Annotated in this window: 14 protein-coding genes; 5 read left to right on the top strand and 9 right to left on the bottom strand. The window is 75.8% G+C overall.

From position 1 onward, the window contains the following. Positions 1-172 precede the first annotated feature (172 nt). From AB0F71_RS36860 to AB0F71_RS36850, 3 genes are all read right to left on the bottom strand, one after another. Positions 173-3442 carry an ATP-dependent DNA helicase gene (locus AB0F71_RS36860; protein WP_360244610.1) on the bottom strand — a complete coding sequence of 1090 codons (3270 nt, stop codon included), beginning with the start codon at positions 3440-3442 and terminating at the stop codon, positions 173-175. 110 nt (positions 3443-3552) lie between these two features. Beyond that, entirely contained in the window at positions 3553-6918 is a 3366-nt protein-coding gene (locus AB0F71_RS36855; RefSeq protein WP_360244607.1) for an ATP-dependent DNA helicase, read from the bottom strand. A gap of 97 nt (positions 6919-7015) precedes the next feature. Continuing rightward, on the bottom strand, positions 7016-7384 hold the full coding sequence (locus AB0F71_RS36850; RefSeq protein ID WP_360244604.1) for an MGMT family protein: 369 nt from the start codon (positions 7382-7384) through the stop codon (positions 7016-7018). Between the two features lie 143 nt (positions 7385-7527). Here AB0F71_RS36850 and AB0F71_RS36845 point away from each other — a divergent pair, with 143 nt between their 5' ends. Next, on the top strand, positions 7528-10266 hold the full coding sequence (locus AB0F71_RS36845) for a lysylphosphatidylglycerol synthase transmembrane domain-containing protein (protein ID WP_360244601.1): 2739 nt from the start codon (positions 7528-7530) through the stop codon (positions 10264-10266). 98 nt (positions 10267-10364) lie between these two features. Here the strand turns inward: AB0F71_RS36845 and moeZ are convergent, their stop codons facing one another. The 5 genes from moeZ to AB0F71_RS36820 form a co-directional block, all read right to left on the bottom strand. Beyond that, positions 10365-11543 (bottom strand): adenylyltransferase/sulfurtransferase MoeZ, encoded by a 1179-nt coding sequence (gene moeZ, locus AB0F71_RS36840; RefSeq protein WP_360244598.1) that lies wholly within the window; start codon positions 11541-11543, stop codon positions 10365-10367. A gap of 229 nt (positions 11544-11772) precedes the next feature. After that, the gene (locus AB0F71_RS36835) at positions 11773-12783 is read right to left on the bottom strand and encodes an NAD-dependent epimerase/dehydratase family protein (protein WP_360244595.1); all 1011 of its coding nucleotides are present in this window, start codon (positions 12781-12783) and stop codon (positions 11773-11775) included. A 144-nt stretch (positions 12784-12927) separates the two neighbouring features. Next, on the bottom strand, positions 12928-14007 hold the full coding sequence (locus AB0F71_RS36830) for a hypothetical protein (RefSeq protein WP_360244592.1): 1080 nt from the start codon (positions 14005-14007) through the stop codon (positions 12928-12930). Next, entirely contained in the window at positions 14007-15854 is a 1848-nt protein-coding gene (locus AB0F71_RS36825) for a DUF3492 domain-containing protein (RefSeq protein WP_360244589.1), read from the bottom strand. The genes AB0F71_RS36830 and AB0F71_RS36825 overlap by 1 nt, the downstream gene beginning before the upstream one ends. 364 nt (positions 15855-16218) lie before the next feature. Then, positions 16219-17121 carry an alpha/beta hydrolase gene (locus tag AB0F71_RS36820; protein WP_360244586.1) on the bottom strand — a complete coding sequence of 301 codons (903 nt, stop codon included), beginning with the start codon at positions 17119-17121 and terminating at the stop codon, positions 16219-16221. 256 nt (positions 17122-17377) lie between these two features. Between AB0F71_RS36820 and AB0F71_RS36815 the strand changes: the two genes are divergently transcribed. The 3 genes from AB0F71_RS36815 to AB0F71_RS36805 all read left to right on the top strand — a co-directional run bounded on the left by AB0F71_RS36815 (position 17378) and on the right by AB0F71_RS36805 (position 18864). Beyond that, positions 17378-18037, top strand: a complete 660-nt coding sequence (locus AB0F71_RS36815; RefSeq protein ID WP_360244584.1) for a TetR/AcrR family transcriptional regulator — start codon at positions 17378-17380, stop codon at positions 18035-18037. Between the two features lie 134 nt (positions 18038-18171). Further along, a complete protein-coding gene (locus AB0F71_RS36810; protein ID WP_360244581.1) occupies positions 18172-18399 on the top strand; it encodes a DUF3107 domain-containing protein in 228 nt (75 codons plus the stop codon). Positions 18400-18537: 138 nt separating this feature from the next. Then, positions 18538-18864, top strand: a complete 327-nt coding sequence (locus AB0F71_RS36805) for a hypothetical protein (RefSeq protein WP_360244578.1) — start codon at positions 18538-18540, stop codon at positions 18862-18864. Positions 18865-18870: 6 nt separating this feature from the next. Here the strand turns inward: AB0F71_RS36805 and AB0F71_RS36800 are convergent, their stop codons facing one another. Continuing rightward, positions 18871-19599, bottom strand: coding sequence for a ferritin-like fold-containing protein (locus AB0F71_RS36800; protein ID WP_360244575.1), 729 nt, complete (start codon positions 19597-19599; stop codon positions 18871-18873). A gap of 702 nt (positions 19600-20301) precedes the next feature. Between AB0F71_RS36800 and AB0F71_RS36795 the strand changes: the two genes are divergently transcribed. After that, positions 20302-22347 (top strand): DEAD/DEAH box helicase, encoded by a 2046-nt coding sequence (locus tag AB0F71_RS36795; protein WP_360244572.1) that lies wholly within the window; start codon positions 20302-20304, stop codon positions 22345-22347. The last annotated feature ends 126 nt before the right edge of the window (positions 22348-22473 follow it).

Below are 22473 nucleotides of genomic sequence, written 5' to 3'. Positions count from 1 at the left end.
CGCCGATGCCCGTGGGCACCTGCGGCGATGACTGAGGGTTAGGGAATGCGGGCCTCGCCGGCGGCCGGAGTACGGGGGTTGACCGGTTACCGACCCCACAATAGGCGCGAAACGTGCACGACGCACAGGTTTCGGACGTCGGCGCGATGACTTGGGTGCTCTGCGTGACTCATTAGTCACTGTTCCCGATCAGGAGCCGTTCCAACTCTTTTCGGTCGGGAAGTCGCTCCGGACGTACGATCCGTCCGCTGCGGACGTACAGGAACGACGCCGTGACCTGCTCGGGATCAACGCCCGCCTGCTCCGCCCAGGCCAGCCGGTAGACCGCGAGCTGCAGCGGGTCGGCGGTCTCCTCCCGGTGGGTCTTCCAGTCCACCACTTCGTAGCGTGACGCACCACTGGATTCCGACACCCCGTCACCGTCCCGGTAGACCGCGTCGATCCGGCCGCGCACCACCCGGCCCGCGAGCACCAGCTGGAACGGGGCCTCCACCCGGTACGGCCGGCGGTGGGCGTACGGGGTGCGCAGGAACGCCTCCTTGAGCTGCTCCAGGTCCCGCTCGTCCTCGATGCCGTCGTCGTCGGCGCCGGGCAGCGCGCCGGGCTCGATCAGCAGCAGCGGCTCGATCCGGGACTGCACCCAGGCGTGGAAGCGGGTGCCGCGCCGGGCGGCGGGCTGCGGGGGGCGCGGCATCGGCCGGGCCAGCTCGTGCGCGAAGCCGTCCGGGTCGGCGGCCAGGCGCAGCAGCTGGGTGGCGGACAGCGAGGGCGGCAGCGGCACCTCGCGGGCGGTGCGCCGGGAGCGCTCCAACTCCCCCAGCAGCGCGGTCAGGTCGCGGTCCCAGGAGGCGACCTGGCGCTGGTCCTCGACGGCCATGGGTTCCGCCTCGGCGGCGGGCCGTCCGGCCAGCCGGCCGCGCACCACCTCGGCGACCCGGCGGCGGGCGTGCTGGGCGGCCGGGTCCAGCGGCAGCGGCCAGGGGTGCTCGACGGCGGCGGTCAGCGCCGGGTTCTGGGCGCCCTTCTCCGGCTGCTCGGCCCAGTGCTCGACCTCGCCCGCGCCGGGCCGCTCGCAGTGGGCGCGCAGCTGCTCCAGGAACGCGGACGGGCCGCGGACGGTCTTCTGGCTCGGCCCCCACCAGTGCCCGGAGGCCAGCAGCAGCGCGCGGGGGCGGGTGAACGCGACGTAGCCCAGGCGCAGTTCCTCGGTGCCGGAGTGCTCGGCCAGCTCCTTCTTGAACGCGGCCATCGACTTGGACGTCCAGCCGCCGCGCACGTCGGGCAGGGTCGCGGCGTCGCCGCGCAGGGCGTGCGGGAGCACGCGCTTGGTGCTGGTCCAGCGTTCGCGCGGGCTGCCGGAGGGGAACGCGCCCTTCACCAGGCCGGGGACGGCCACCACGTCCCACTCCAGGCCCTTGGACTTGTGCGCGGTGAGCACCTTCACGGTGTCCTCGCCGCCGGGCAAGCTGCTGTCCAGGCCGCGCTCGTACTCCTGGGCGGCGCGCAGGAAGCCGAGGAAGGCGGCCAGGCCCGGGTCGCCGTCGAGGTCGGCGAAGGAGGCGGCGACGTCCAGGAAGGCGTGCAGGGTCTCCCGCCGGCGGGCGGCCAGCGCCTGCGGGGAGGCGGACAGCTCGACCTCCAGGCCGGTGACGGTCAGCACCCGGTGCAGCACGTCCATCAGCGGGTCGGCCAGCGAGCGGCGCAGCTCGCGCAGTTCGGCGGCGAGCCGGGCGAAGCGCACCCTGGCCTCGGCGGAGAACGGCAGGTCGTCGGGCTGGTCCGCGTCGAGGAAGGTCTCCACGGCGTCGGCCAGCGAGACCACCTCGGTGGGGTCGGCCTCGGCGACGGCCGCGGCCAGCGCCGCCACGCCCTCGGGCCGCTCGGTGCGCACCAGTTCGGCGGCCCGGCGGCCGAGCAGGGCGAGGTCGCGCGGGCCGATCCGCCAGCGCGGGCCGATCAGCAGGCGCACCAGGGCGGCGTTGGCGGTCGGGTCCTGGAGCACCTCGCAGACCGCCACCAGGTCGGCCACCTCGGGCAGGTGCAGCAGCCCGCCGAGGCCGACCACCTCGACCGGGACCTCGCGGGCGACGAGCGCGGCGTGGATGTCGGGGAAGGCCGCGCCGCCCCGGCAGAGCACGGCGATCCGGCCGGGCGCGGTGCCGGTGCGCACCAGGTGGGCGATCGAGTCGGCGAGCCAGTCGACCTCCTCGGCGTGGGTGGGCAGCAGCGCGGCCCGTACGAAGCCGTCCTGTTCGGCGCCGGGGGCCGGGCGCAGCGCCTCGACCCCCTCGTGCATGGCGCGCAGCGGGGCGGCGAGCTCGTTGGCGAAGGCGAGCAGTCGGCCGCCGCTGCGGCGGTTCTCGCTGAGCGCGTAGCGGTCGGCGGGGCGGCCGTCGGCCTTCGGGAAGTGCCGGGGGAAGTCGTCGAGGTTGGCGACGGAGGCGCCGCGCCAGCCGTAGATGGCCTGGCAGGGGTCGCCGACGGCGGTCACCGGGTGGCCGCCGCCCCGGCCGGGCCGGGCCCCGCCCCCGGCGCCCGCGTCCCCGGCCCCCGCGCCCGCGCGGCCCGCGTCCTCGGGGCCCGCGCCGAACAGGCCGGCGAGCATCAGGCGCTGGGCGACGGAGGTGTCCTGGTACTCGTCCAGCAGGACGACCCGGTACTGGCCGCGGAGCAGTTCGCCGACCTCGGGGCGCTGCTGGGCGAGGCGGGCGGCGGCGGCTATCTGGTCGCCGAAGTCCATCAGCCCGGCGCTCTGCTTGCGGCGGCGGTACTCCTCGACCAGGCGCAGCAGTTCCAGCCGGGCGCGGGCGGTGGCGGGGACGGCCCGCAGGTCGTCGTTGCCGAGCTTGACGGTGGCGAGGGTGTCGAGCAGCTGCTCGTCGTGGGCGCGCAGGGCGGCGGGCTCGACCAGGTGTTCGGCGAGTTCGCCGTCCAGGGCGGTGAGGTCGGCGACCAGGTTGGCGAAGGTGCCGGTGAGGGCGGGGAAGGGGCCGCGGGCGGTGCGCAGCACCTTGGCGGCGAGCTGGAAGCGGGTGGCGTCGGCGAGCAGCCGCACGTCCGGCTCGATGCCGATCCGCAGGCCGTGCTCCTTGAGCAGGCGGCCGGCGAAGGCGTGGTAGGTGGAGATCTCGGGTTCGCCGAGCGGCTCGCCCTCGTCCCGGTCGGCGACGCCGGCCCGGAGCAGGGCGGTGCGGACGCGTTCGGCGAGTTCGCCGGCGGCCTTGTTGGTGAAGGTGAGGCCGAGCACCTCCTCGGGCCGGACGGCGCCGGAGCCGACCAGCCAGACGACCCGGGCGGCCATCACGGTGGTCTTGCCGGAGCCGGCCCCGGCCACGATCACGGCGGGGGCGAGCGGGGCGCCGATGGCCGCCATCTGTTCCCGGTTGAACGGGATGCCCAGCAGCTCCTTGAGCTGGTCGGGATGGCTGAGCACGGCGGTCACCCCGCAACCGTAACCGGAACGGCGGACATTCCCGGTCCGGGCGTCGCCCGCCCGTTCCCCGCCCGCCCCACCTGCGCCGAGCCCCCCTCACCGAGCCGCGCGCAGAGCCGCTACTCGACGAGCTGCGCCCCGTCCCGCTGGGCGGAGCAGCTGCGGCGGAAGGAGCAGCGGTCGCAGCCGCCGCCGGTCTGCGGGACGAAGCGTTCGGCGAGGACCTTGCCGGCGGCCTCGGCGAGCAGGTTCTCGATCCACGGCTCGCCCTCGGGCGGCTCCTGCCGCTGCACCTTGGGGGCGTCCGGGTCCGCCTTGGCGGCGGCCTCGCGCAGGTGGACGAGCTCGGCGCCGCCGGTGGCCGGGGGGTGCTCGGTGAAGCCGGGCAACTCGTTGAGGGCGCCGGCCCGGACGGCCAGCTGGTAGACGGCGAGCTGCTTGTGCTCGGGCAGCGACTTGTCGGTGGGGATCTGCTTGCCGGTCTTGAAGTCGACCACGTAGGCGCGTCCGGCGTGGTCCTTCTCGACCCGGTCCATCGAGCCGCGGATGCGCACCGAGACGCCGCCGACGTCGAGGGTGACGTCGAAGCCGTGCTCGGTGGCGACCAGGTCGCGGCCGCGCTCCAGGACGTGCCAGTTGAGGAAGCGCTCCAGGGCGGTGCGGGCCTCGCCCTTCTCCTGCTGGGACTTCCAGGGGGCGTCGAAGGCGAGGGCGTCCCAGACGGTGTCCAGGCGGGCCATCAGGACGGCGAGGTCGGCGGGGGTGCGGCCGGAGCCGACCTCGTCGGCGAGGGCGTGCACCACGTTGCCGAAGCCCTGGGCTGCGGTGCCGGGGGCGCGGGCCTTGACCTCCTTGTCGAGGAACCACTGCAGCGAGCAGTTCTCCAGCTGCTCCAGGCCGCTGCCGGACAGCCGGACGGGCGCGTCGGCGCTGCGCAGCGGCTCGGGGGCGGTGGTGGCGTCGTCCAGGCCCCACCAGCGGTCGGGGTGGGCGGCGGGCACCAGCGGCAGCCCGTCCTCGTCGGTGGCGGCGGCCAGGGTGGCGAGGCGTTCGGCGGCGGCGCGGCGCAGTTCCGGCGAGCGGGTGGGGTCGACGGTGACGGCGCGCAGTTCGGCGACCAGGGCGGCCACCGAGAGCGGGCGGCGCGGGCGGTGGGTGACGTCCTCGACGGTGACCGGCGGGGTGCGGCGCACCACCTTGCCGGTGCGCGGGTCGACGTCCTCGCGGTAGAGCTCGCGCAGGAAGCGGGAGGGTTCGTCGCCGTCGTCGGCGGGCGCCTTGACGGCGGTGACGATCAGCCGTTCCTTGGCGCGGGTGGCGGCGACGTAGAAGAGCCGGCGTTCCTCGCCGAGCAGGGCGGCCGGGGAGAGCGGTTCGGCGAGGCCGTCGCGGCCGATCCGGTCGGCCTCCAGGAGGGAGCCGCGGCGGCGCAGGTCGGGCCAGAGGCCGTCCTGGACGCCGGCGACGACGACCAGGCGCCACTCCAGGCCCTTGGAGCGGTGGGCGGTCATCAGCCGCACCGCCTCGGGGCGGACGGTGCGGACGGTGAGGGTGTCGGCGGCGATGTCCTGGGCTTCGAGTTCGGCGAGCAGGTCGAGGGCGCTGCGGTGGCCGGTGACCTGCTCCTCGGCGCGGGCGGCGGTCTCGAACAGGGCGCACAGCGCGTCCAGGTCGCGGTCGGCGTTGCGGCCGGCGGCGCCGCCGCGCAGGGCGGCGCGCTCCAGGCGTTCGCGCCAGCGGCGGCTGCCGTCCCACAGCTCCCACAGGGCCTCCTCGGCGGTGCAGCCGCCGGCCAGCAGTTCGCGGACCTTGCGCAGCAGGGTGCCGAGGTCGCGGGCGCGGCGGGCGGTGGCCGGGTCGAGGGCGACCAGCCGCTCGGGTTCGGCGAGGGCCTCCCGGATCAGTACGCCGGCCGGGCGCGGGGCGACGTGGGGGAGGCCGTCGGCGCGCAGGGCGGCGCGCTCCTCCTCGCGCAGGGCGCGGCCGAGGCGGCGCAGGTCGGAGCCGTCGAGGCCGCCGAGCGGGCCGGTGAGCAGGGCGTGGGCCAGCTCCTCGGTGAGCGGGTCGGCGGCGTGCGGGCCGGCGGCGTGCGGGCCGGGGGCGTGCGGGCCGGGGGTGTCGAGGAGGGCCTGCTTGTCGCGGGCGGCCTGCTCGGCGCAGACCCGCAGGGCGAGCAGCAGCTGGGCGACGGCGGGTTCCTCGCGCAGCGGCAGGTCGTCGCCGTCGATCTCCAGCGGGACGCCGGCCGCGCCGAGGGCCCGCCGCACCCCGGGGATGGAGCGCGCGCCGGCCCGGACCAGCACGGCCATCTCGCCCCAGGGCACGCCGTCCTCCAGGTGGGCGCGGCGCAGCAGGTCGGCGATCGAGTCGAGCTCGGCGCCGGGGGTGGGGTAGGTGTACACCTCGACCCGGCCGCCCTCGCGGGAGGGCAGCAGGGCGCGGTGCTGGGCGAGTTTGTCGGCGGGCAGCCGGCCCATCGGCATCCGGCGGGCGAGTTCGCGGGAGGCGGCGAGCAGGACGGCGCCGGAGCGGCGGGAGACCCGCAGCACCTTGACCTCGGCGGGGGTGCCGTCGGCGCGGCGGAAGGCCTGCGGGAAGTCGAGGATGCCGTTGATGTCGGCGCCGCGGAAGGCGTAGATCGACTGGTCGGGGTCGCCGACGGCGACCAGGTCGCGGCCGCCGCCGGCGAGCTGGCGCAGCAGCCGGACCTGGGAGGGGTCGGTGTCCTGGTACTCGTCGACGTAGACGACCTCGTAGCGGCGGCGCAGGTCCTCGCCGATCTCGGGGCGTTCGGCGAGCAGCACGGCGCGGTGGACGAGTTCGGCGTAGTCGAGGACGCCGCGCAGGTCGAGCACGTCGAGGTAGTCGGCGAGGAAGTGTGCGGCGGCGGCCCAGTCGGGGCGCTGGACGCCCTGGGCGAAGCGTTCGAGTTCGGCCTCGCCGAGGCCGAGTTCGCGGCTGCGGGCGAGCACGGCGCGGACTTCGTCGGCGAAGCCGCGGGTGGTCAGGCAGGCGCGCAGGTCGAGCGGCCAGGCGATCCGGCTGCGGCCGTCGCGGGCGTCCTCGGCGCCGCCGGCCAGCAGTTCGCGGACCATGACGTCCTGTTCGGGGCCGGACAGCAGCCGCAGTGGTTCGGCGTACTCCTCCGGGTCCTGGTGGGCGCGCAGCAGGGCGTAGCAGAAGGAGTGGAAGGTGGTGGCCTGCGGGGCGGCGGCGGTGGAGCCGAGCCGGCCGGACATCCGGTCGCGCAGTTCGACGGCGGCCTTGCGGCTGAAGGTGAGGACGAGGATCTTCTCGGGGTCGGTGCCGTCCTGGATCCGCCGGGCGACCGCCTCGACCAGGGTGGTGGTCTTGCCGGTGCCCGGTCCGGCGAGGACGAGCAGCGGGCCGCCGGCGTGCTCGACCACGGCGCGCTGGTAGGCGTCCAGCACGGGCGGGTCGGGCTGGACGAGCGGGTTGCGCACGAGCCGGTAGGGCGAACTCACGAACGGGTCCTGGGGTTGTACGGAAGGGCGTGGCCGGGGCGGGCCCGCCGAGGGATCGCGGAGGGCCCGCCCGCATCGAGCCTACGATCCTGCCCCGTCAATCCCGGCCGCGCGCGGGATCCGGTGAATTCTCCCCGCCGTCCCAGCGGGCCCGCCGGAGGTCGACCCGGGGCGGGTCGGCGAGTTCGCGCAGCGGGGTGCCCTCCTCTCCGTAGTGGGCGAGGGCGCGGTGCTCGTGGCCGGGCAGCAGTCGGCCGTCGGCGCGGATCACCCGCCACCAGGGCACCGAGCCGCCGTACAGGGCCATCACCCGGCCGACCTGCCGGGGGCCGCCCTGGCCGAGGTACTCGGCGACGTCGCCGTAGGTCATCACCCGGCCGGGTGGAATCCGCTCGGTCAGGTCGAGCACCAGTTCGGCGAACGGTGGTAGGGCGTCCGGGACGCCGTCGTCTGTTACGTCCGTCACCTGCGGCATTCTTCCTTACAGGGACGCGCGCGCGGCCCCGTACGAACGACCCGCCGCGCCCGATCCGGCCCCTGTCCAGCACGGGAGGTCGGGGCATGCCACCATCTTCGGGGCGGTGAGTGGTGATACGAGGACAAGACCAGATGACCGGGACGGCTGACGTGGGCGTGGACAAGGACTCCGACGAGTCCGGCTCCGTCGTGCCCCCGGCGCCCGGTGACGAGTCCGATGGGCGGCCCGTTCCCGGGCCGACCCCGGAAGTCTCCCTGATCAAGGACCTGACGATCAAGACCCCCACGCCCGAGAAGGCCCCCGAGGCTCCGGCGGAGCCGCCCGCCCCGGCCCCGCCCGTCCCCGCCCCGGCCCCGCCGGCCCCGCGGACCGAGCACCACGACCCACTGGACGACGCCCCGCACCTGGACGTCGACGAGCCGCTGCTCGCCGCCCGCGCGCACCGCCCGTCCGACCTGATCCGCTTCCTGGCCGGGGTCTTCGGGATAGTCGCCGTCTTCGTCCTGGCCGGCATCGCCACCTCGACGACCACCGGCATCGAGCAGGACATCGCCACCAACGCGCCGCACTTCTCCGCGGTGCTGTCCACCATCACCGGCCTGGTCTCCAGCGTCGCGGTGCTCGCCGTGCCGCTGGCCTTCGCGGTCGAGCGGCTGATCAAACGCGACGGCCTGCGGGTCGCCGACGGCGTGCTCGCCTCGGTGCTCGCGTACGGCGTCTCGCTGGGCATCGACTGGTGGGTGGCCGAGGGCGCCTCCGAGCACATCCGCACCGCGCTGACCCGGCTGCCGATGGACAGCCACAACACCCTCACCGACCCGGTGCACGGCTACCTCGCCCCGGTGATCGCCTACATGACCGCCGTCGGCATGACGAGCAGACCGCGCTGGCGGGTGGCCCTGTGGGTGGTGGTGATCTTCAGCGGGGTCACCGAGCTGCTCGGCGACTACACCACCCCGCTGTCGCTGATGCTCACCGTGCTGATCGGCTGGTCCGTCGCCTACGGCACCCTGTACGCGATCGGCTCCCCCAACATCCGGCCCACCGGCCAGCACCTGATGATCGGCCTGCGCAAGGTCGGCTTCACCCCGGACGGCGCCCACCGCGCCCCGGACGCCCCCGGCGGCACCCGCCGCTACTACGTCACCCAGCAGGACGGCCCGCCGCTGGACGTCCACATCATCGACCGCGAGCAGCAGGCCTCCGGCTTCTTCTACCGGGCCTGGCGCCGGCTGCGGCTGCGCTCGGTGGCGGTGCGCCGCAGCCCCCAGTCGCTGCGCCAGGCGCTGGAGCAGGAGGCCCTGATCGCGTACGCGGCGGCCGCCTCGGGCGCCCGCGCGCCGCAGCTGGTGGCCACCTCCGAGCTGGGCCCGGACGCCGCGATCCTGGTGTACGAGAACGTCGAGGGCCGCACCCTGGACGAGCTCGCCGACGAGGAGGTCACCGACCTGGTGATGGCCTCGCTGTGGCAGTCGGTGGCGGCCCTGCACGAGCGCCGGATCGCCCACCGCCGGCTGACCGGCGAGTCGCTGCTCGTGGTGGACGACAAGACGGCCTGCCTGGTCAACCTCTCCGGCGGCGACATCGCCGCCACCGACCTGACCCTGCGCATCGACGTCGCCCAGCTGCTCACCACCTTCGCGCTGCGGATCGGCCCCGAGCGGGCCGTCGCCACCGCCAACGCGGTGCTCGGCGCGGACCGGGTCGCCCAGGCGCTGCCGCTGCTCCAGCCGGTCGGGATGAGCCGCTCCACCCGGATCGACCTCGCCAGGCTCACCAAGGAGCGCAAGGCCGCCGCCCGGGCCAGGGCCCTGGAGCAGGTCGCGGCCGGCGAGCGCACCCAGCAGCAGGCCGAGGAGGACATCGCGGCGGCCGGCGAGGACCTGCTCAGCCGCATCCGCGGCCAGATCCTGCAGATCGCCCCCGAGGCGCCGATGGAGCCGGCCAAGCTGGAGCGGCTCAAGCCGAAGAGCCTGATCATGGTGATCGCGCTCACCTTCGCCGCCTACCTGGCGCTGACCACCATCAAGCCGGCCCAGCTCAAGCTCTCCCAGATGAACTGGGCGTGGGCGGCGGCGGCCCTGCTGGCGGCCGCGTTCAGCTACGTCGCCGCCGCGATGAGCCTGACCGGCTTCGTGCCCGAGCGGCTGCCGTTCCGGCGCACCGTCGCGGCCCAGCTGGCCGGCTCCTTCGTGAAGCTGGTCGCCCCGGCGGCGATCGGCGGCATCGCGCTCAACACCCGCTACCTGCAGAAGGCCGGGATCCGCCCGGGCCAGGCGGTCGCCTCGGTCGGCGCCTCCCAGCTGGCGGGCCTGGCCGGGCACCTGCTGCTGCTGTTCAGCTTCGGCCTGATCACCGGCAGCCAGACCAACGGCGACCTCTCCGCCTCCCGGGCGGTGATCATCGGGGTGCTGACCGCCGCCGTGCTCGCCCTGGTGGTGGCCGCGGTCGCGCCGCTGCGCCGCTTCGTGCTGGGCCGGCTGCGCTCGCTGTTCTTCGGCGTGGTGCCGCGCATGCTCGACCTGATGCAGACGCCCAGCAAGCTGATCACCGGCTTCGGCGGCATCCTGCTGCTGACCCTGTCCTTCACCGCCTGCCTGGACTTCTCGGTGCAGGCCTTCGGCGGCGACATCAGCTTCTCGGCCGTCGCGGTGGTCTTCCTCACCGCCAACGCGGCCGGCTCGGCGATCCCCACCCCGGGCGGCATCGGCCCGGTCGAGGTGGCCCTGATCGGCGCCCTGACCGTCGCGGACGTCTCCCCCGCGGTCGCCACCCCGGCGGTGTTCCTCTACCGGGCGCTCACCTTCTGGCTGCCGGTGCTGCCGGGCTGGATCGCCTACAACGTGCTGCAGCGCAAGCACGCGCTCTGAGCGCGGCGCGCGGAGCCGACGAAGGGCCCCACCGCCGAGCGGTGGGGCCCTGAGTCGTACGCCCGGCCGTACAGCCGGATGTACGGCCGTACGTCGGCCTAGTAGACCGGCTTGTGCGGCTCGATCTGGTTCACCCAGCCGAGCACGCCGCCGCCCAGGTGGACGGCGTTGGCGAAGCCCGCGGCCTTGACCACGGCCAGCACCTCGGCCGAGCGCACACCCGACTTGCAGTGCAGCACGATCTTGCGGTCCTGCGGCAGCTTCTCCAGGGCGTCGCCCATGAGGAACTCGTTCTTCGGGATCAGCACCGCGCCGGGGATGTTGACGATCTCGTACTCACCGGGCTCGCGGACGTCGATGAGGTAGATGTCCTCCTTGTCGTCCTGCCACTGCTTGAGCTGCTTCGAGGTGACGGTCGAACCGGCGGCGGCGGCCTGCGCCTCCTCCGACACGACGCCGCAGAAGGCCTCGTAGTCGATCAGCTCGGTGACCGTCGGGTTCTCGCCGCAGACCGCGCAGTTCGGGTCCTTGCGGACCTTCACCTGGCGGTAGTTCATCTCCAGGGCGTCGTAGATCATCAGCCGGCCGACCAGCGGGTCGCCGATCCCGGCCAGCAGCTTGATCGCCTCGTTCACCTGGATCGAGCCGATGGACGCGCAGAGCACGCCCAGCACGCCGCCCTCGGCGCAGGACGGGACCATGCCCGGCGGCGGGGCCTCCGGGTAGAGGCAGCGGTAGCAGGGGCCGTGCTCGGCCCAGAACACGCTGGCCTGGCCGTCGAAGCGGTAGATCGAGCCCCACACGTACGGCTTGCCGAGCAGCACCGCGGCGTCGTTCACCAGGTAGCGGGTGGCGAAGTTGTCGGTGCCGTCCACGATCAGGTCGTAGCCGGCGAAGATCTCCATCACGTTGGAGTTGTCGAGACGCTCCTCGTGCAGGACCACCTCGACGTACGGGTTGATCTGCCGCACCGAGTCGCGCGCGGACTCCGCCTTGGAGCGGCCGATGTCGGCCTGGCCGTGGATGATCTGGCGCTGCAGGTTCGACTCGTCGACCACGTCGAACTCGACGATGCCCAGCGTGCCGACACCGGCGGCGGCCAGGTACATCAGGGCGGGCGAACCGAGGCCGCCGGCGCCGACGCAGAGCACCTTGGCGTTCTTCAACCGCTTCTGCCCGGCCATCCCGACGTCCGGGATGATCAGGTGGCGGGAGTACCTGCGGACCTCGTCGACGGTGAGCTCGTCGGCCGGCTCGACCAGGGGTGGCAACGACACGGGGACTCCGATGGGTCTCTTGTTCAGGCGGCCGGGGCCAGCCTCGGACGGGGTTGTTGCACCGCCACTCAGGTGGCTCTCTAGGCCAACAGTGTCATGCCCCACCGGTATTCCGAGACAGCCCGTCCGATGGGCGAGACGGGCCGCGCCGGATCGTGGAACCGCCCGCCGGACGCCCCGGAGCGCCCCGGGCCCGTGGTTGCGGGCCCGGGGCGCCCCCGCGCCGCGCTCACACCCGACAGGCCGTCTCCAGCCAGACGTCCCCCAGCGACTCCTCCAGCGGCACCTGTGTCCGCCAGCCGAGACGGTCCCGGGCGGTCCGCACGTCCGCCTGCCGCCACGGCACCGGCTCCCCCGGAGCGGGCCGGCCCTCCGGCCGCTGCCCCTCCGCCCGGTGGCCCGGCAGGTACGGCCCGGGCGAGTGGTGGCCGTGGCCCGGCAGGTGGTCGCCGACCGGCCCGGCGGCCTGCGCGGGCAGCAGGACCTGCCGGTTCTCCTCCACGATCGACCCCTCGAAGCCCGACGCCCGGACCAGCAGCTGGGCCGCGTCCCGGGCCCGCACGGCGTGCCCGCTGCCCACGTTGATCACCCCGGTGGCGGCCGAGACCGCCGCCGCCTGGATCGCCCGGGCGACGTCCCGTACGTCCACGAAATCCCGGTATCCGGACAGGTCCGGCATCCGCACCTGGTTCTCGTCCCGCTCCAGCGCCCGCCGCAGCCCCTCGGCGAGCCGCCCGAACAGCGAGGCGGTCGGCGCCCCCGGGCCCACCACGTCGAACACCCGCAGCACCGCCGCGTCCAGCCCCGAGGCCAGCACCAGCTCCGTCCCGGCCAGCTTGGAGACCCCGTACGGGCCGACCGGCCGCGGCTCGGCCTGCTCGGACACCGGCACCCCGCCGGGCACCGGCCCGTACTCGGCGGCCGAGCCGACGTGCACCAGCCGGGCCGGCTCCCGGCTGCGCCGGATCGCCTCGCAGACGGTCGCGACGGCCAGCGTGTTCGACCGGATCAGGGTCCGCGAGCTGCCGTAGGTGGCACCCGCGCAGTTGATCACCACCTGCGGCGCGACCGCGTCCAGGAAGCGGGCCAGCGCGCCCGGGCTCCCGGTGGTCAGGTCGAAGCGGATGTCGGCCGAGTCGCGCCGGCCGAGCACCGTCACCTGCAACTCCTGGTCCATCAGCAGACGATCGGTCACCCGGCGGCCGATGAAGCCGTCGGCGCCCAGCAGCAGCACCCTCATCGGGGGCGTCCTTCCACGAAGCGAGGTCGGGGACGACCTGGCGGACTGAAAAACAGCGAACGAGATCTGACGGGTCTGACGGTCTTACGGGTCGGACGGGGTCCTACGAGTCGGACGGAGTCGGACGGGGTCGGACGGGAGGGCTCAGCGGTGCGCGCCGGCCCGACCGAGCAGCGCCCAGCCGTGGGCCAGCAGCACCACCGCGACCGCGCCGCCGCCCAGCAGGACGGCCGACGGCCAGGAGCGGCCCAGCGCGAGCGGCACCGCCGTCGCGACGGGTCCGGCCAGGGCGCCCAGCGCGGCGGCCGTGGTCCGGCCGCAGCGCGCCAGCAGCGCGGGCAGCACCAGCAGCAGGCCCAGCACGCCCTGCGCCGCCCAGGCCGCGGGGCCGGCCCGCTCGGCGGCCAGGTGCAGCAGGCCGCCGCCGTGGCCGGGCCCGGGGCGCGGCGCGACCACCGCGAGGACGGCCAGCGCGGCGTAGCTGAGCACCGCGAGCACGGCCAGGTGCAGCGCGACCGCGACCGGCAGCACCGGGCGCATCCGGGCCCGGAACTCGGCCAGGGTGCGGGCGGCCCCCAGGTGCCCCCGGCCGACCTGCCGGTACCAGCGGGCCGCCCGCTCCGCCGAGCCCGCCGACACCGCGGCGGCCAGCACCAGGGCGGCGGCCAGCGGCCGGTCCGGGCCCGGCGCCGCCAGCGGGAGCAGCAGCAGCGCGGCCAGGCCCAGCCCGTGGCCGAGCGCGGCGGGGCGCGGCCGGGAGCCGGCGGGCGGGGGCGGGGTGCGGACCGGGCCGAGCTCCGCCGGGCAGGGCGGGCCGCACGGCGGCGGGGCGGGCTCGGCCGGGGCGGTTCCGGTCAGCACGGGCAGCAGCACCAGCGGGACGGCGGCGGGCAGCAGCACCGGCCAGCGGGCGCCGAACCCGGCCACCGCGGCGCAGGGCAACGCGGCCAACGCGGCGGCGGTCAGCGCCGCCCGGGTGGCGGCCGCGCAGCGCCGCGGTTCGGGCGGCTCGGGCGGCGGCGGCCGCCGGGGCACCCGGGCGTACAGCTCCTCGGCCAGCGAGAACAGGTCGGCGTGCCGGCAGCGCGCCGCGGCGTCCGGGCCGAGCCCGGCCTCCTCCAGCCCGGCGGCGATCTCCAGCGGGTCGACGGCGCGCTCGCACAGGTCCCGGTGCTCGGCCATCAGCTCGCGCACCGGGTCGGCGCTGACCGCGGGGCCGGACATCAGACGGCCTCCGCGAGGGCGGGGCCGACGGGGCGCGCCGGGTCGGGGCGGGCCTGGTCGATTCGCGCCGGGTCGGAGCGGGCCTGGTCGGGGCGGGCCGGCGGTTCGGCGAGGACCGTCAGGGCGGCGAGCTGCCCGGCTCGGCGGCGCGGTCCCGGCGCGGGCGCCCCGTCCGCGTGCTCGGCGTACGGCCCGGGGGCGGCGGCGCCGTCCTCCCGGCCGTCCTCCCGCTGCTCGTCCCGGTCCTCGTCCCCGTGCTCGTCCCCGGGCCCGTCCCGGTGCTCGTCCCCGTGCTCGGCCCGGCCGCCAACGGGGCCGCCGGCCGGGCCGTCGCTGAGCCAGTACTCGGCGGGGCGCGCGAACGGGCGCGGCGCCCGGCCGCCGTGGCCCGCGCCACCGCCCTCGGGGAAGGCGGGGTACTGCGAGACCAGCTCCAGGTAGATCTCCCGGAAGGCGCCGGTCACCGGTTCGACGGCGAAGCGTTCCTGCGCCCGCAGCCGCCCCGCCAGGCCGAGCCGGGAGCGCCGCTCCTCGTCGCGCAGCAGCGCCAGGCAGGCCCCGGCCAGGGCGCGCGGGTCGCGGGCGGGCACCAGCAGCCCGGTCGGGCCGACCACCTCGCGGGCCACCCCGACGTCGGTGGAGACCACCGCTCGGCCGCTGAGCATGGCGTCGGCGAGCAGCCGGGGGCTGCGCTGGGAGAGCGCGGAGAAGACCGCCACCGTGCCGCCCTGCCAGGCCTCGGCGAGCGAGCCGGGCCGGCCGGCGAAGTGCACCGCCGCGCTCACCCCGAGCCGTTCGGCGACGGCCGCGCAGTGCGCCCGGTAGCCGGGGGCCGCCTCCTCGCCGTACAGCACCAGCCGGGCCGCGGGCAGTTCGGCGCGGACCCGGGCGAAGGCATGCAGCGCCAGTTCGGCGTCCCGCCCCGGCTCCAGCGGGCCCGCCCAGACCAGGGTGGGCCGCTCCGGCTCCGGCCCGGCCGCCGGGCGGTCCACCGCCGGGGTGCCCTCGTAGACGACCCGGGTGCGCGCCGGATCGGCCCCGCAGCGGCGCTGCCACTGCTGGTCGTGGGCGCTGCCCGGGGTGAGTATCGCGGCCTGCCGGTAGGTCTCCTCGGTGAGCGCCCGGAAGAAGGACAGCAGCAGCGCCCGGACCGGCCACCGGTACGGCGCCTCGCGGTAGCCGAGGTACTGCTCGCGCAGGTGCAGGCCGTGCTCGGTGACCACGAAGGGCACCCCGTGCAGCTGCCGGGCGACCAGGGCGGGGAGCGCGGCCGGGCCGCCGCCGACCACGTGGCACAGGTCGGCGGTGCCGAGGCCGCCGGGGCCGGTGCCGTACCAGGGCGCGGAGAGCGGGCGCAGGCACTGCTCCAGCAGGTCGGCGGCGACCAGCACGTCGCGGACCAGCGGCTGTCCGGCCGAGGTGTTCGCGCCGGGCAGCCGCCAGGTGCGCTCCAGCACCCGGCGGGCGTGGGCGGAGGCGAGGAAGGCGGGGAGGGTGCCGCCGTCCTCCCGGGCCAGCGCCGCCAGCCGGTACAGCCCGGCCCCGAAGCCGGCCCGCGCCCCCGGCAGCACCAGCGCCCGCACCAGCTCCTCGTACGCCCGGGCGTACTGGCGTCTGCGCAGCGCCCCGGGGGCCCGGCCGCGCGGCCGGCGGCCCCACAGCGCGAGGTGGTGGGCGCCGTGCCAGGCGGGCGAGGGCCGGGCGCCGGGGCCGGGGCCGTCCGGGCCGGTGAGCAGGTACAGCTCGAACTCGTGCTCCGGCAGGCCCTCGGCCAGCCGCTCGCACCAGGCCCCGGCACCACGGTCGGGATGCGGACGGGCACCCTCGGTGAGCAGCGCGACGCGCACGGGAGTCCTCCTTCTGCCTCGGAGCGGGGGCGGTGACGGCAGCCTCAGTCAGCGCCGACCGCCCCCCGCACCGCTGGGACGCCCCCTGGGCGGGGGCCACGGGAGCCGCGGGGCCGTACGCCGGGACGCTTGCTCGGGCCGTGCGCCGGGTGCTCCGGCGTCAGCGGTCCTCCCCCACACCTGTTCGGTCCGGCAGCAGAAAGGTAGGACCGGCCCGGGGCGATCCATCGGTCACATGCCTGGCAGCCACCTGAACGAGTGAACCGCCGTGACCTCGCACCTGACCGGGCCGTTAGCGGGCGCTATACGGCGCTCCGGTACCGCCCGGCACCGCCCCAGTACCGCTCCGGTGCCGCCCGCCGCCTCAGCGGGCGGTGTCCGCGATCAGCTCGCGCACGGCCCGGGCGACCGCGTCGGGGTGCTCCATCATCGCCACGTGCCCGGAGTCGGGCAGCACCAGCAGCCGGGCGTCGGCGAAGGCCGCGCAGGCCCGCCGGGCGGAGCGGTAGGCGACCAGCTTGTCGCGCAGCCCGTACACCAGCAGCACCGGCGCCGCGACCTGCTCGGCCTGCCGCCACAGCGCCTGGTCGCCGCGCTCGGTGTAGGCGGAGACGATGCCGCGGGCCGAGCCGACCAGGGCCGGCATCGCGTGCGGCTGCGCCATCCGGTGCCGGTACTCGGCCACCGCCTCGGCGCGGGCGGTCGGGCTCAGGGCCGCCGGGTCGCCGTAGACCAGGCGCAGCAGGTCCTCGGTGGCCGCCTCGGCGTCGCGCCGCCCGGCCGGCAGCCGGCGCAGCAGGGCGGGCAGTCCGGGCAGGGCGAGCAGGCCGGTGGACCAGGCGGAGCGCTGCGGGGGCAGTTCGGGCAGCGCGGGCGAGACCAGGGTGAGGCTGCGGACCAGGTCGGGGCGCAGCGCCGCGAGCCGGACCGAGACGGCCCCGCCGAGCGAGTTGCCGAAGAGGTGGACGGGGCCGCGGCCGGCGGCCTCCAGGTAGCCGATGACGGCGCGGACGTGACCGGAGAGGCTGAGGTTGCCGTCGGCGGGCGGGCTGGAGCGGCCGAAGCCGGGAAGGTCGACGGCCTCGCCGTCGACGAGGCCGGAGAGCCGGTCCATCAGCGCGGTCCAGTTCCCGGCCGAGCCGCCCAGGCCGTGCACGAAGAGTCCGGGCTCGCGCCCGTCGGCGCCGCCCGCCTCGGCGGGCCGGTGCACCGCGAGCACCGCGCCGGGGACCTCGACCGTACGTACCTGCTGCTCAGCGCTGCTCATGGTGGACGATGGTAGTGAGGCCCGGTCGGGGGCGGCGGGGGCGGTCCGGCCTTCCCGGCCCCCGTCCCGTCCGCCCGTCCCCTCCCTCCCCTCCTCCCTCGTCGCACCACTGCCGACGCCGAGGTCAGCGCCGTATTGTGGGCTCCTGACAAGCGGCCGGACTGCTTTTCTCGCCTTCGCCAGGGGCGGGCGCGGTTACCGAAAAGTAGAATCGGCCCTCTTGCCAGCCCCGAAGAACCCCGAAGTGAGGAGCGCCGTGACGGCCATCCAGGAGGCGCAGGAGCGCCCGCGCGGTGCCCGCCTGCCGCGAAGCGCCCGCCGTGAACAACTGCTCGGTGCCGCCCAGGAGGTGTTCGTCGCGCAGGGTTACCACGCGGCCGCCATGGACGACATCGCCGACCGCGCCGGGGTGAGCAAGCCGGTGCTCTACCAGCACTTCCCCGGGAAGCTGGAGCTCTACCTGGCGCTGCTCGACAAGCACTGCGACGCCCTGGTCGAGTCGACCCGCGAGGCGCTGGGCACCACCACCGACAACAAGCTGCGGGTGGCCGCGACGATGGAGGCGTACTTCAACTACGTCTCCAGCGAGTCGGGCGCGTTCCGGCTGGTCTTCGAGTCGGACCTGACCAACGAGCCGGCCGTGCGCGAGCGGGTGGAGCGGGCCTCCGAGGCGAGCGCGACGCTGGTCAGCCAGGTGATCCAGGAGGACACCGACCTGCCGGAGGCGGAGTCCAAGCTGCTGGCGGCCGGGGTCTGCGGCCTGGCCCAGATCACCGCCCGGTACTGGCTGTCGCAGGGGCTGGAGATCCCGCGCGACGAGGCGGTGCGGCTGGTCGCCAGCCTGGCGTGGCGGGGGCTCAAGGGCTTCCCGATGCACCCGGGCGACCTCCCGCCGGAGGGTTCCGCCCAGCGCTGAACGATCCGCTGACCTTCGCCTGGGCGGTGATCGGGTGCTCTATGGTGAAGCCGTACGGCGCGGTCGCCGTGACCGCTTGTCCCAGGCGGTCCGTCGCCGCGCGTGGAGACTGCCAACCCGGAGGGACGGAAGCCGTGGAGGTCAAGATCGGCGTGCAGAACGCGCCGCGCGAAATCGTGATCGAGAGCTCGCAGACTGCCGATGAGGTCCAGAGCGCGGTCGCGAAGGCGCTGGAGGGCTCCACCAAGCTCTTCTCGCTCACCGACGAGCACGGCCGTCGCGTCATCGTCCCGGCCGAGCGCCTGGCGTACGTGGAGATCGGCGAGTCGGCCGCCCGCAAGGTGGGCTTCGGCACCGCCTGAGCCGCCGCGAGCAGGTCCGTCCGGTGCCCCGTTCCCACCAGGGAGCGGGGCACCGTCGCGTGTACGGGCAGGTCGGCCTGGGTACGGCGACAGGTGCGGCACCGGTGCCGCACGCCCGTACCCCCGGGGGAGGCCGCCGTGCTGGTCGAATCGCTCGTCTTCGTCCTGGTCGGCCTGGCCGCGGCCACGGCCGCGCTGCTGGGCCTGCCGGGGTACTACCGGGCCTCCCGCCCGCTGGTGGTGGGGACGGCCCTGGCCTCGGCGCTGCTCGGCGGGGTGGTCGCGCACTTCTGCCTGGACGGTCGCCAGCCGGTGGCCGCGGTGGCGTTCTCGGCGCTGGCCGCGGGGGTGGTCACCTCGCTGCTGGCCCGGCCGGACCTCGCCGCCGGGCGGGCCCCGGCGCACCGGCACCACCCGCACCGGGCCGGCGCCCACCGCGCGCCGCGGCGGCACCGGCCGGCCTGAGGCGCGTCAGGAGGCCAGCCCGAGGGCGGCCATCCGCCGGGTGTGCGCCTCGGTGATCCGGTTGAACATCTTGCCGACCTCGACCAGGTCGAAGCCCTGCACCTGTACGCCGCCGACCAGCAGGTTGGAGAGCGCGTCCCGCTCGGCGACGACCCGCTGGGCCTGGCTGAGCGCCTCCCCCATCAGCCGCCGGCCCCACAGGGCGAGCCGGCCGCCGGCCCGCGGGTCGGCCTCGATGGCCTGGCGGACCTTGTCGACCGCGAACTGTCCGTGGCCGGTGTCGGACATGACGCTGAGGACCAGGTCGCGGGTGTCGTCGTCCAGCCGGACGGCCACCTCGCGGTAGAAGTCGGTGGCGATGGCGTCGCCGACGTAGGCCTTGACCAGGCCCTCCAGCCAGTCCGAGGGCGCCGTCATCCGGTGGAACAGCTCCAGCGGCTCGACAAAGGGGCGCATGGCCTCCTGGGGGTCGGCGCCGATCTCGGCGAGCCGGTCGTGCAGCCGCTGGTAGTGCTGGAACTCGGCGGAGGCCATCCGGGCCAGGGCCGCCTTGTCGGCGAGGCCGGGCGCCAGCTTGGCGTCCTCGGCGAGCCGCTCGAAGGCGCTCAGCTCGCCGTACGCGAGCGCGCCGAGCAGGTCGAGCACCGCCGCGCGGTAGGCCGGTTCGGCCGAGCACGTGGCCCAGTCGCCGATCGAGCCGGGCGCGCCGTCCTGCGTCTCACCATGGGTCTCCATGACCCGCCACCTTAGTCCCGCCCGGCCCCGCGCCCCACCACCGGACGCACCCCGGTGACCTGCCGGATCGGCTCCCCGCGCACCCGTCGGCGGGGGCGGTGTCAGACGCGTCACGTGTTCGAGTCGTCGCCTGACTGTATGGTGGTACGGAGCCCCGTCGTGCTCGCACGGTGCCACCGCCGTCTCGGTGGCCCGCACGAGCCCGCTCCGTAGCGGCAGCGCGTCCCCCGGACGTGTCCGCACCGGAGGCACGGGTACTCACGTACGCGGATGCCCGGTCGGAGAGCCGATCGGCTCCGACCATGGCTTGGACTTCAAGCCTTGGCACCGCATCAGTGGCCGAGCGAGGGCCGCCGAGACCACGCCCACCTGGCGGAGGTCCCGCGCAGGTCCCTCACGGGAACTCTCCCCGACGCCGCCGGCGACGCGCCCCGCCATCGGGCCGCGCGCACCGGCCGGCCGCAGGGACCGGCGCGGTTGTGCGTCCGCTCAGCTGTACTCGGGGCCGACCAGGCCCGTACACACAGCCGCGCGGCTGCCCGCCCGCCGCTCGCTCTCGGCCCCTCCGAAAACGGAAGAGGCAGCACCCTGTCCACCACCGCTGAACCCATCAAGACGACGTTCCGGGACCTGGGGATCCTCCCGGAGACCGCCGAGGCCCTCGAGTCCGTCGGCATCGTCCATCCCTTCCCCATCCAGGAGATGACCCTCCCGGTCGCGCTGACCGGCCACGACGTCATCGGCCAGGCCAAGACCGGCACGGGCAAGACCCTCGGCTTCGGCCTGCCGCTGATCGAGCGCGCCGTGGTGCGCGCCGACGTGGACGCCGGCCGGGCCACCGAGGACCAGCTCTCGGACTTCCCGCAGGCGCTGATCGTCGTTCCGACCCGCGAGCTCTGCACCCAGGTCACCAACGACCTGCAGACCGCCGGCAAGGTCCGCAACGTCCGCGTGCTCGCGGTCTACGGCGGCCGGGCGTACGAGCCGCAGGTCGAGGCGCTCAACAAGGGCGTCGACATCGTGGTCGGCACCCCGGGCCGACTGCTGGACCTGGCCGGCCAGAAGAAGCTGAACCTGTCCAAGGTCCGCGCGCTGGTCCTGGACGAGGCCGACGAGATGCTCGACCTGGGCTTCCTGCCCGACGTCGAGAAGATCATCACCATGCTGCCGGCCAAGCGGCAGACCCTGCTGTTCTCGGCCACCATGCCGGGCCAGGTCATCAACCTCGCCCGCCGGTACATGAGCCAGCCGACCCACATCCGGGCCGCCGCCCCGGACGACACCGGCGCCACCGTCGCCAACATCGAGCAGCACATCTTCCGTGCCCACTCGCTCGACAAGGTCGAGATGGTCTCGCGCATCCTCCAGGCCGACGGCCGCGGGCTGGCGATGATCTTCTGCCGCACCAAGCGCACCGCCGCCGACGTCTCCGACCAGCTGACCCAGCGCGGCTTCGCGGCCGGCGCCGTCCACGGCGACCTCGGCCAGGGCGCCCGCGAGCAGGCGCTGCGCGCCTTCCGCAACGGCAAGGTCGACGTGCTGGTCTGCACCGACGTGGCCGCCCGCGGCATCGACGTCGAGGGCGTCACCCACGTCGTCAACTACCAGTGCCCCGAGGACGAGAAGACCTACCTGCACCGGATCGGCCGCACCGGCCGGGCCGGCGCCTCCGGTACGGCCGTCACCCTGGTCGACTGGGACGACATCCCGCGCTGGCAGCTGATCAACAAGGCGCTGGACCTGCCGTTCAACGAGCCGGAGGAGACCTACTCCACCTCGCCGCACCTGTACGAGCTGCTGAAGATCGCGCCGGGCACCAAGGGTGTGCTGCCGCGTTCGGAGCGCACCCGGGCCGGGCTCGGCGCGGAGGAGATCGAGGACCTCGGCGAGACCGGCGGGCGGGGCGCCCGCACCGGTCGCGGCGCCGGCGCTGCCCGCGGCGGGCGGGCCGGCTCGGGCCGCCCGGCCGTCGAGGCCCCGGCGGCGGAGGAGAAGCCGCGCCGCACCCGTGAGCGCCGCCGCACCCGCCGTGGTACGGAGCTCGGCGAGGGCGAGGCGGCGGTCGCCGCGACGGTGACCGAGGCGGCTCCGGCCGTCGAGGGTGCCGAGGGCGAGGCCGCGCCGCGCCGTCGCCGCCGCCGTTCGCGCGGTGGCGCCGGCTCGGGCGAGGTCACCCCGGTGGCCGCGGCCGAGGTCGTCGCCGAGGCGGCCGCGGTGGTCGAGGCCGCCGTGGTCGCGGCCGAGCCGGTGGCTTCGGAGGCCCCGGTGGCCGAGGAGAAGCCGCGCCGGACCCGGACCCGCAAGCCGAAGGCCGAGGTCGTCGAGGTCGCCGAGGTGGCGGAGGCCGTCGAGGCCGCCGCCGTCACCGAGGCCCCGGCCGAGGCTCCGGCCGAGGCTCCGGCGGAGAAGAAGCCGGCCCGCGCCCGGACCCGCAAGCCCAAGGCCGAGGTCGCGGAGGCCGTCGAGGCCGCCGCCGTCACCGAGGCCCCGGCCGAGGCACCGGCCGAGAAGAAGCCGGCCCGCGCCCGGACTCGCAAGCCCAAGGCCGAGGTCGCCGAGGTCGCGGAGGCCGTCGAGGCCGCCGCCGTCACCGAGGCCCCGGCCGAGAAGAAGCCGGCCCGCGCCCGCAAGCCGAAGGCCGTCGCCGAGACCACCCCGGAGGCCCCGGCCGAGGAGGCGCCCGCGCCGCGCAAGCGCACCCGCGTCCGCAAGGCCGTGGCCGCCCCGGAGGCCACTCCGGAGGGCTGACCCGCACCGCCCCGAGGGGGGGGGGGGGGCGGGGGCGGGGGCGGCGCCCCCCCCCCGCCCCCCCGGCGGGGCCCCGGGGGGGGGGGGGGGCCGGGGGGCCCACGGGGGGGGGGGGGGCCGGCCCCC

Origin of the sequence: Kitasatospora sp. NPDC028055, from assembly GCF_040637885.1 — a bacterium.
Classification (GTDB): domain Bacteria; phylum Actinomycetota; class Actinomycetes; order Streptomycetales; family Streptomycetaceae; genus Kitasatospora.
Note: the sequence above shows the minus strand (reverse complement) of the source record. Positions and strands in the feature narration are given on the sequence as shown.

What these genes read in the sequence shown, in the direction of transcription:
- AB0F71_RS36845 (WP_360244601.1), top strand. Translation starts at nt 7,528, where the DNA reads ATGACCGGGACGGCTGACGTGGGCGTGGACAAGGACTCCGACGAGTCC.
- AB0F71_RS36835 (WP_360244595.1), bottom strand. Translation starts at nt 12,783, where the DNA reads ATGAGGGTGCTGCTGCTGGGCGCCGACGGCTTCATCGGCCGCCGGGTG.
- AB0F71_RS36830 (WP_360244592.1), bottom strand. Translation starts at nt 14,007, where the DNA reads ATGTCCGGCCCCGCGGTCAGCGCCGACCCGGTGCGCGAGCTGATGGCC.
- AB0F71_RS36820 (WP_360244586.1), bottom strand. Translation starts at nt 17,121, where the DNA reads ATGAGCAGCGCTGAGCAGCAGGTACGTACGGTCGAGGTCCCCGGCGCG.
- AB0F71_RS36800 (WP_360244575.1), bottom strand. Translation starts at nt 19,599, where the DNA reads ATGGAGACCCATGGTGAGACGCAGGACGGCGCGCCCGGCTCGATCGGC.
- AB0F71_RS36795 (WP_360244572.1), top strand. Translation starts at nt 20,302, where the DNA reads ATGACCCTCCCGGTCGCGCTGACCGGCCACGACGTCATCGGCCAGGCC.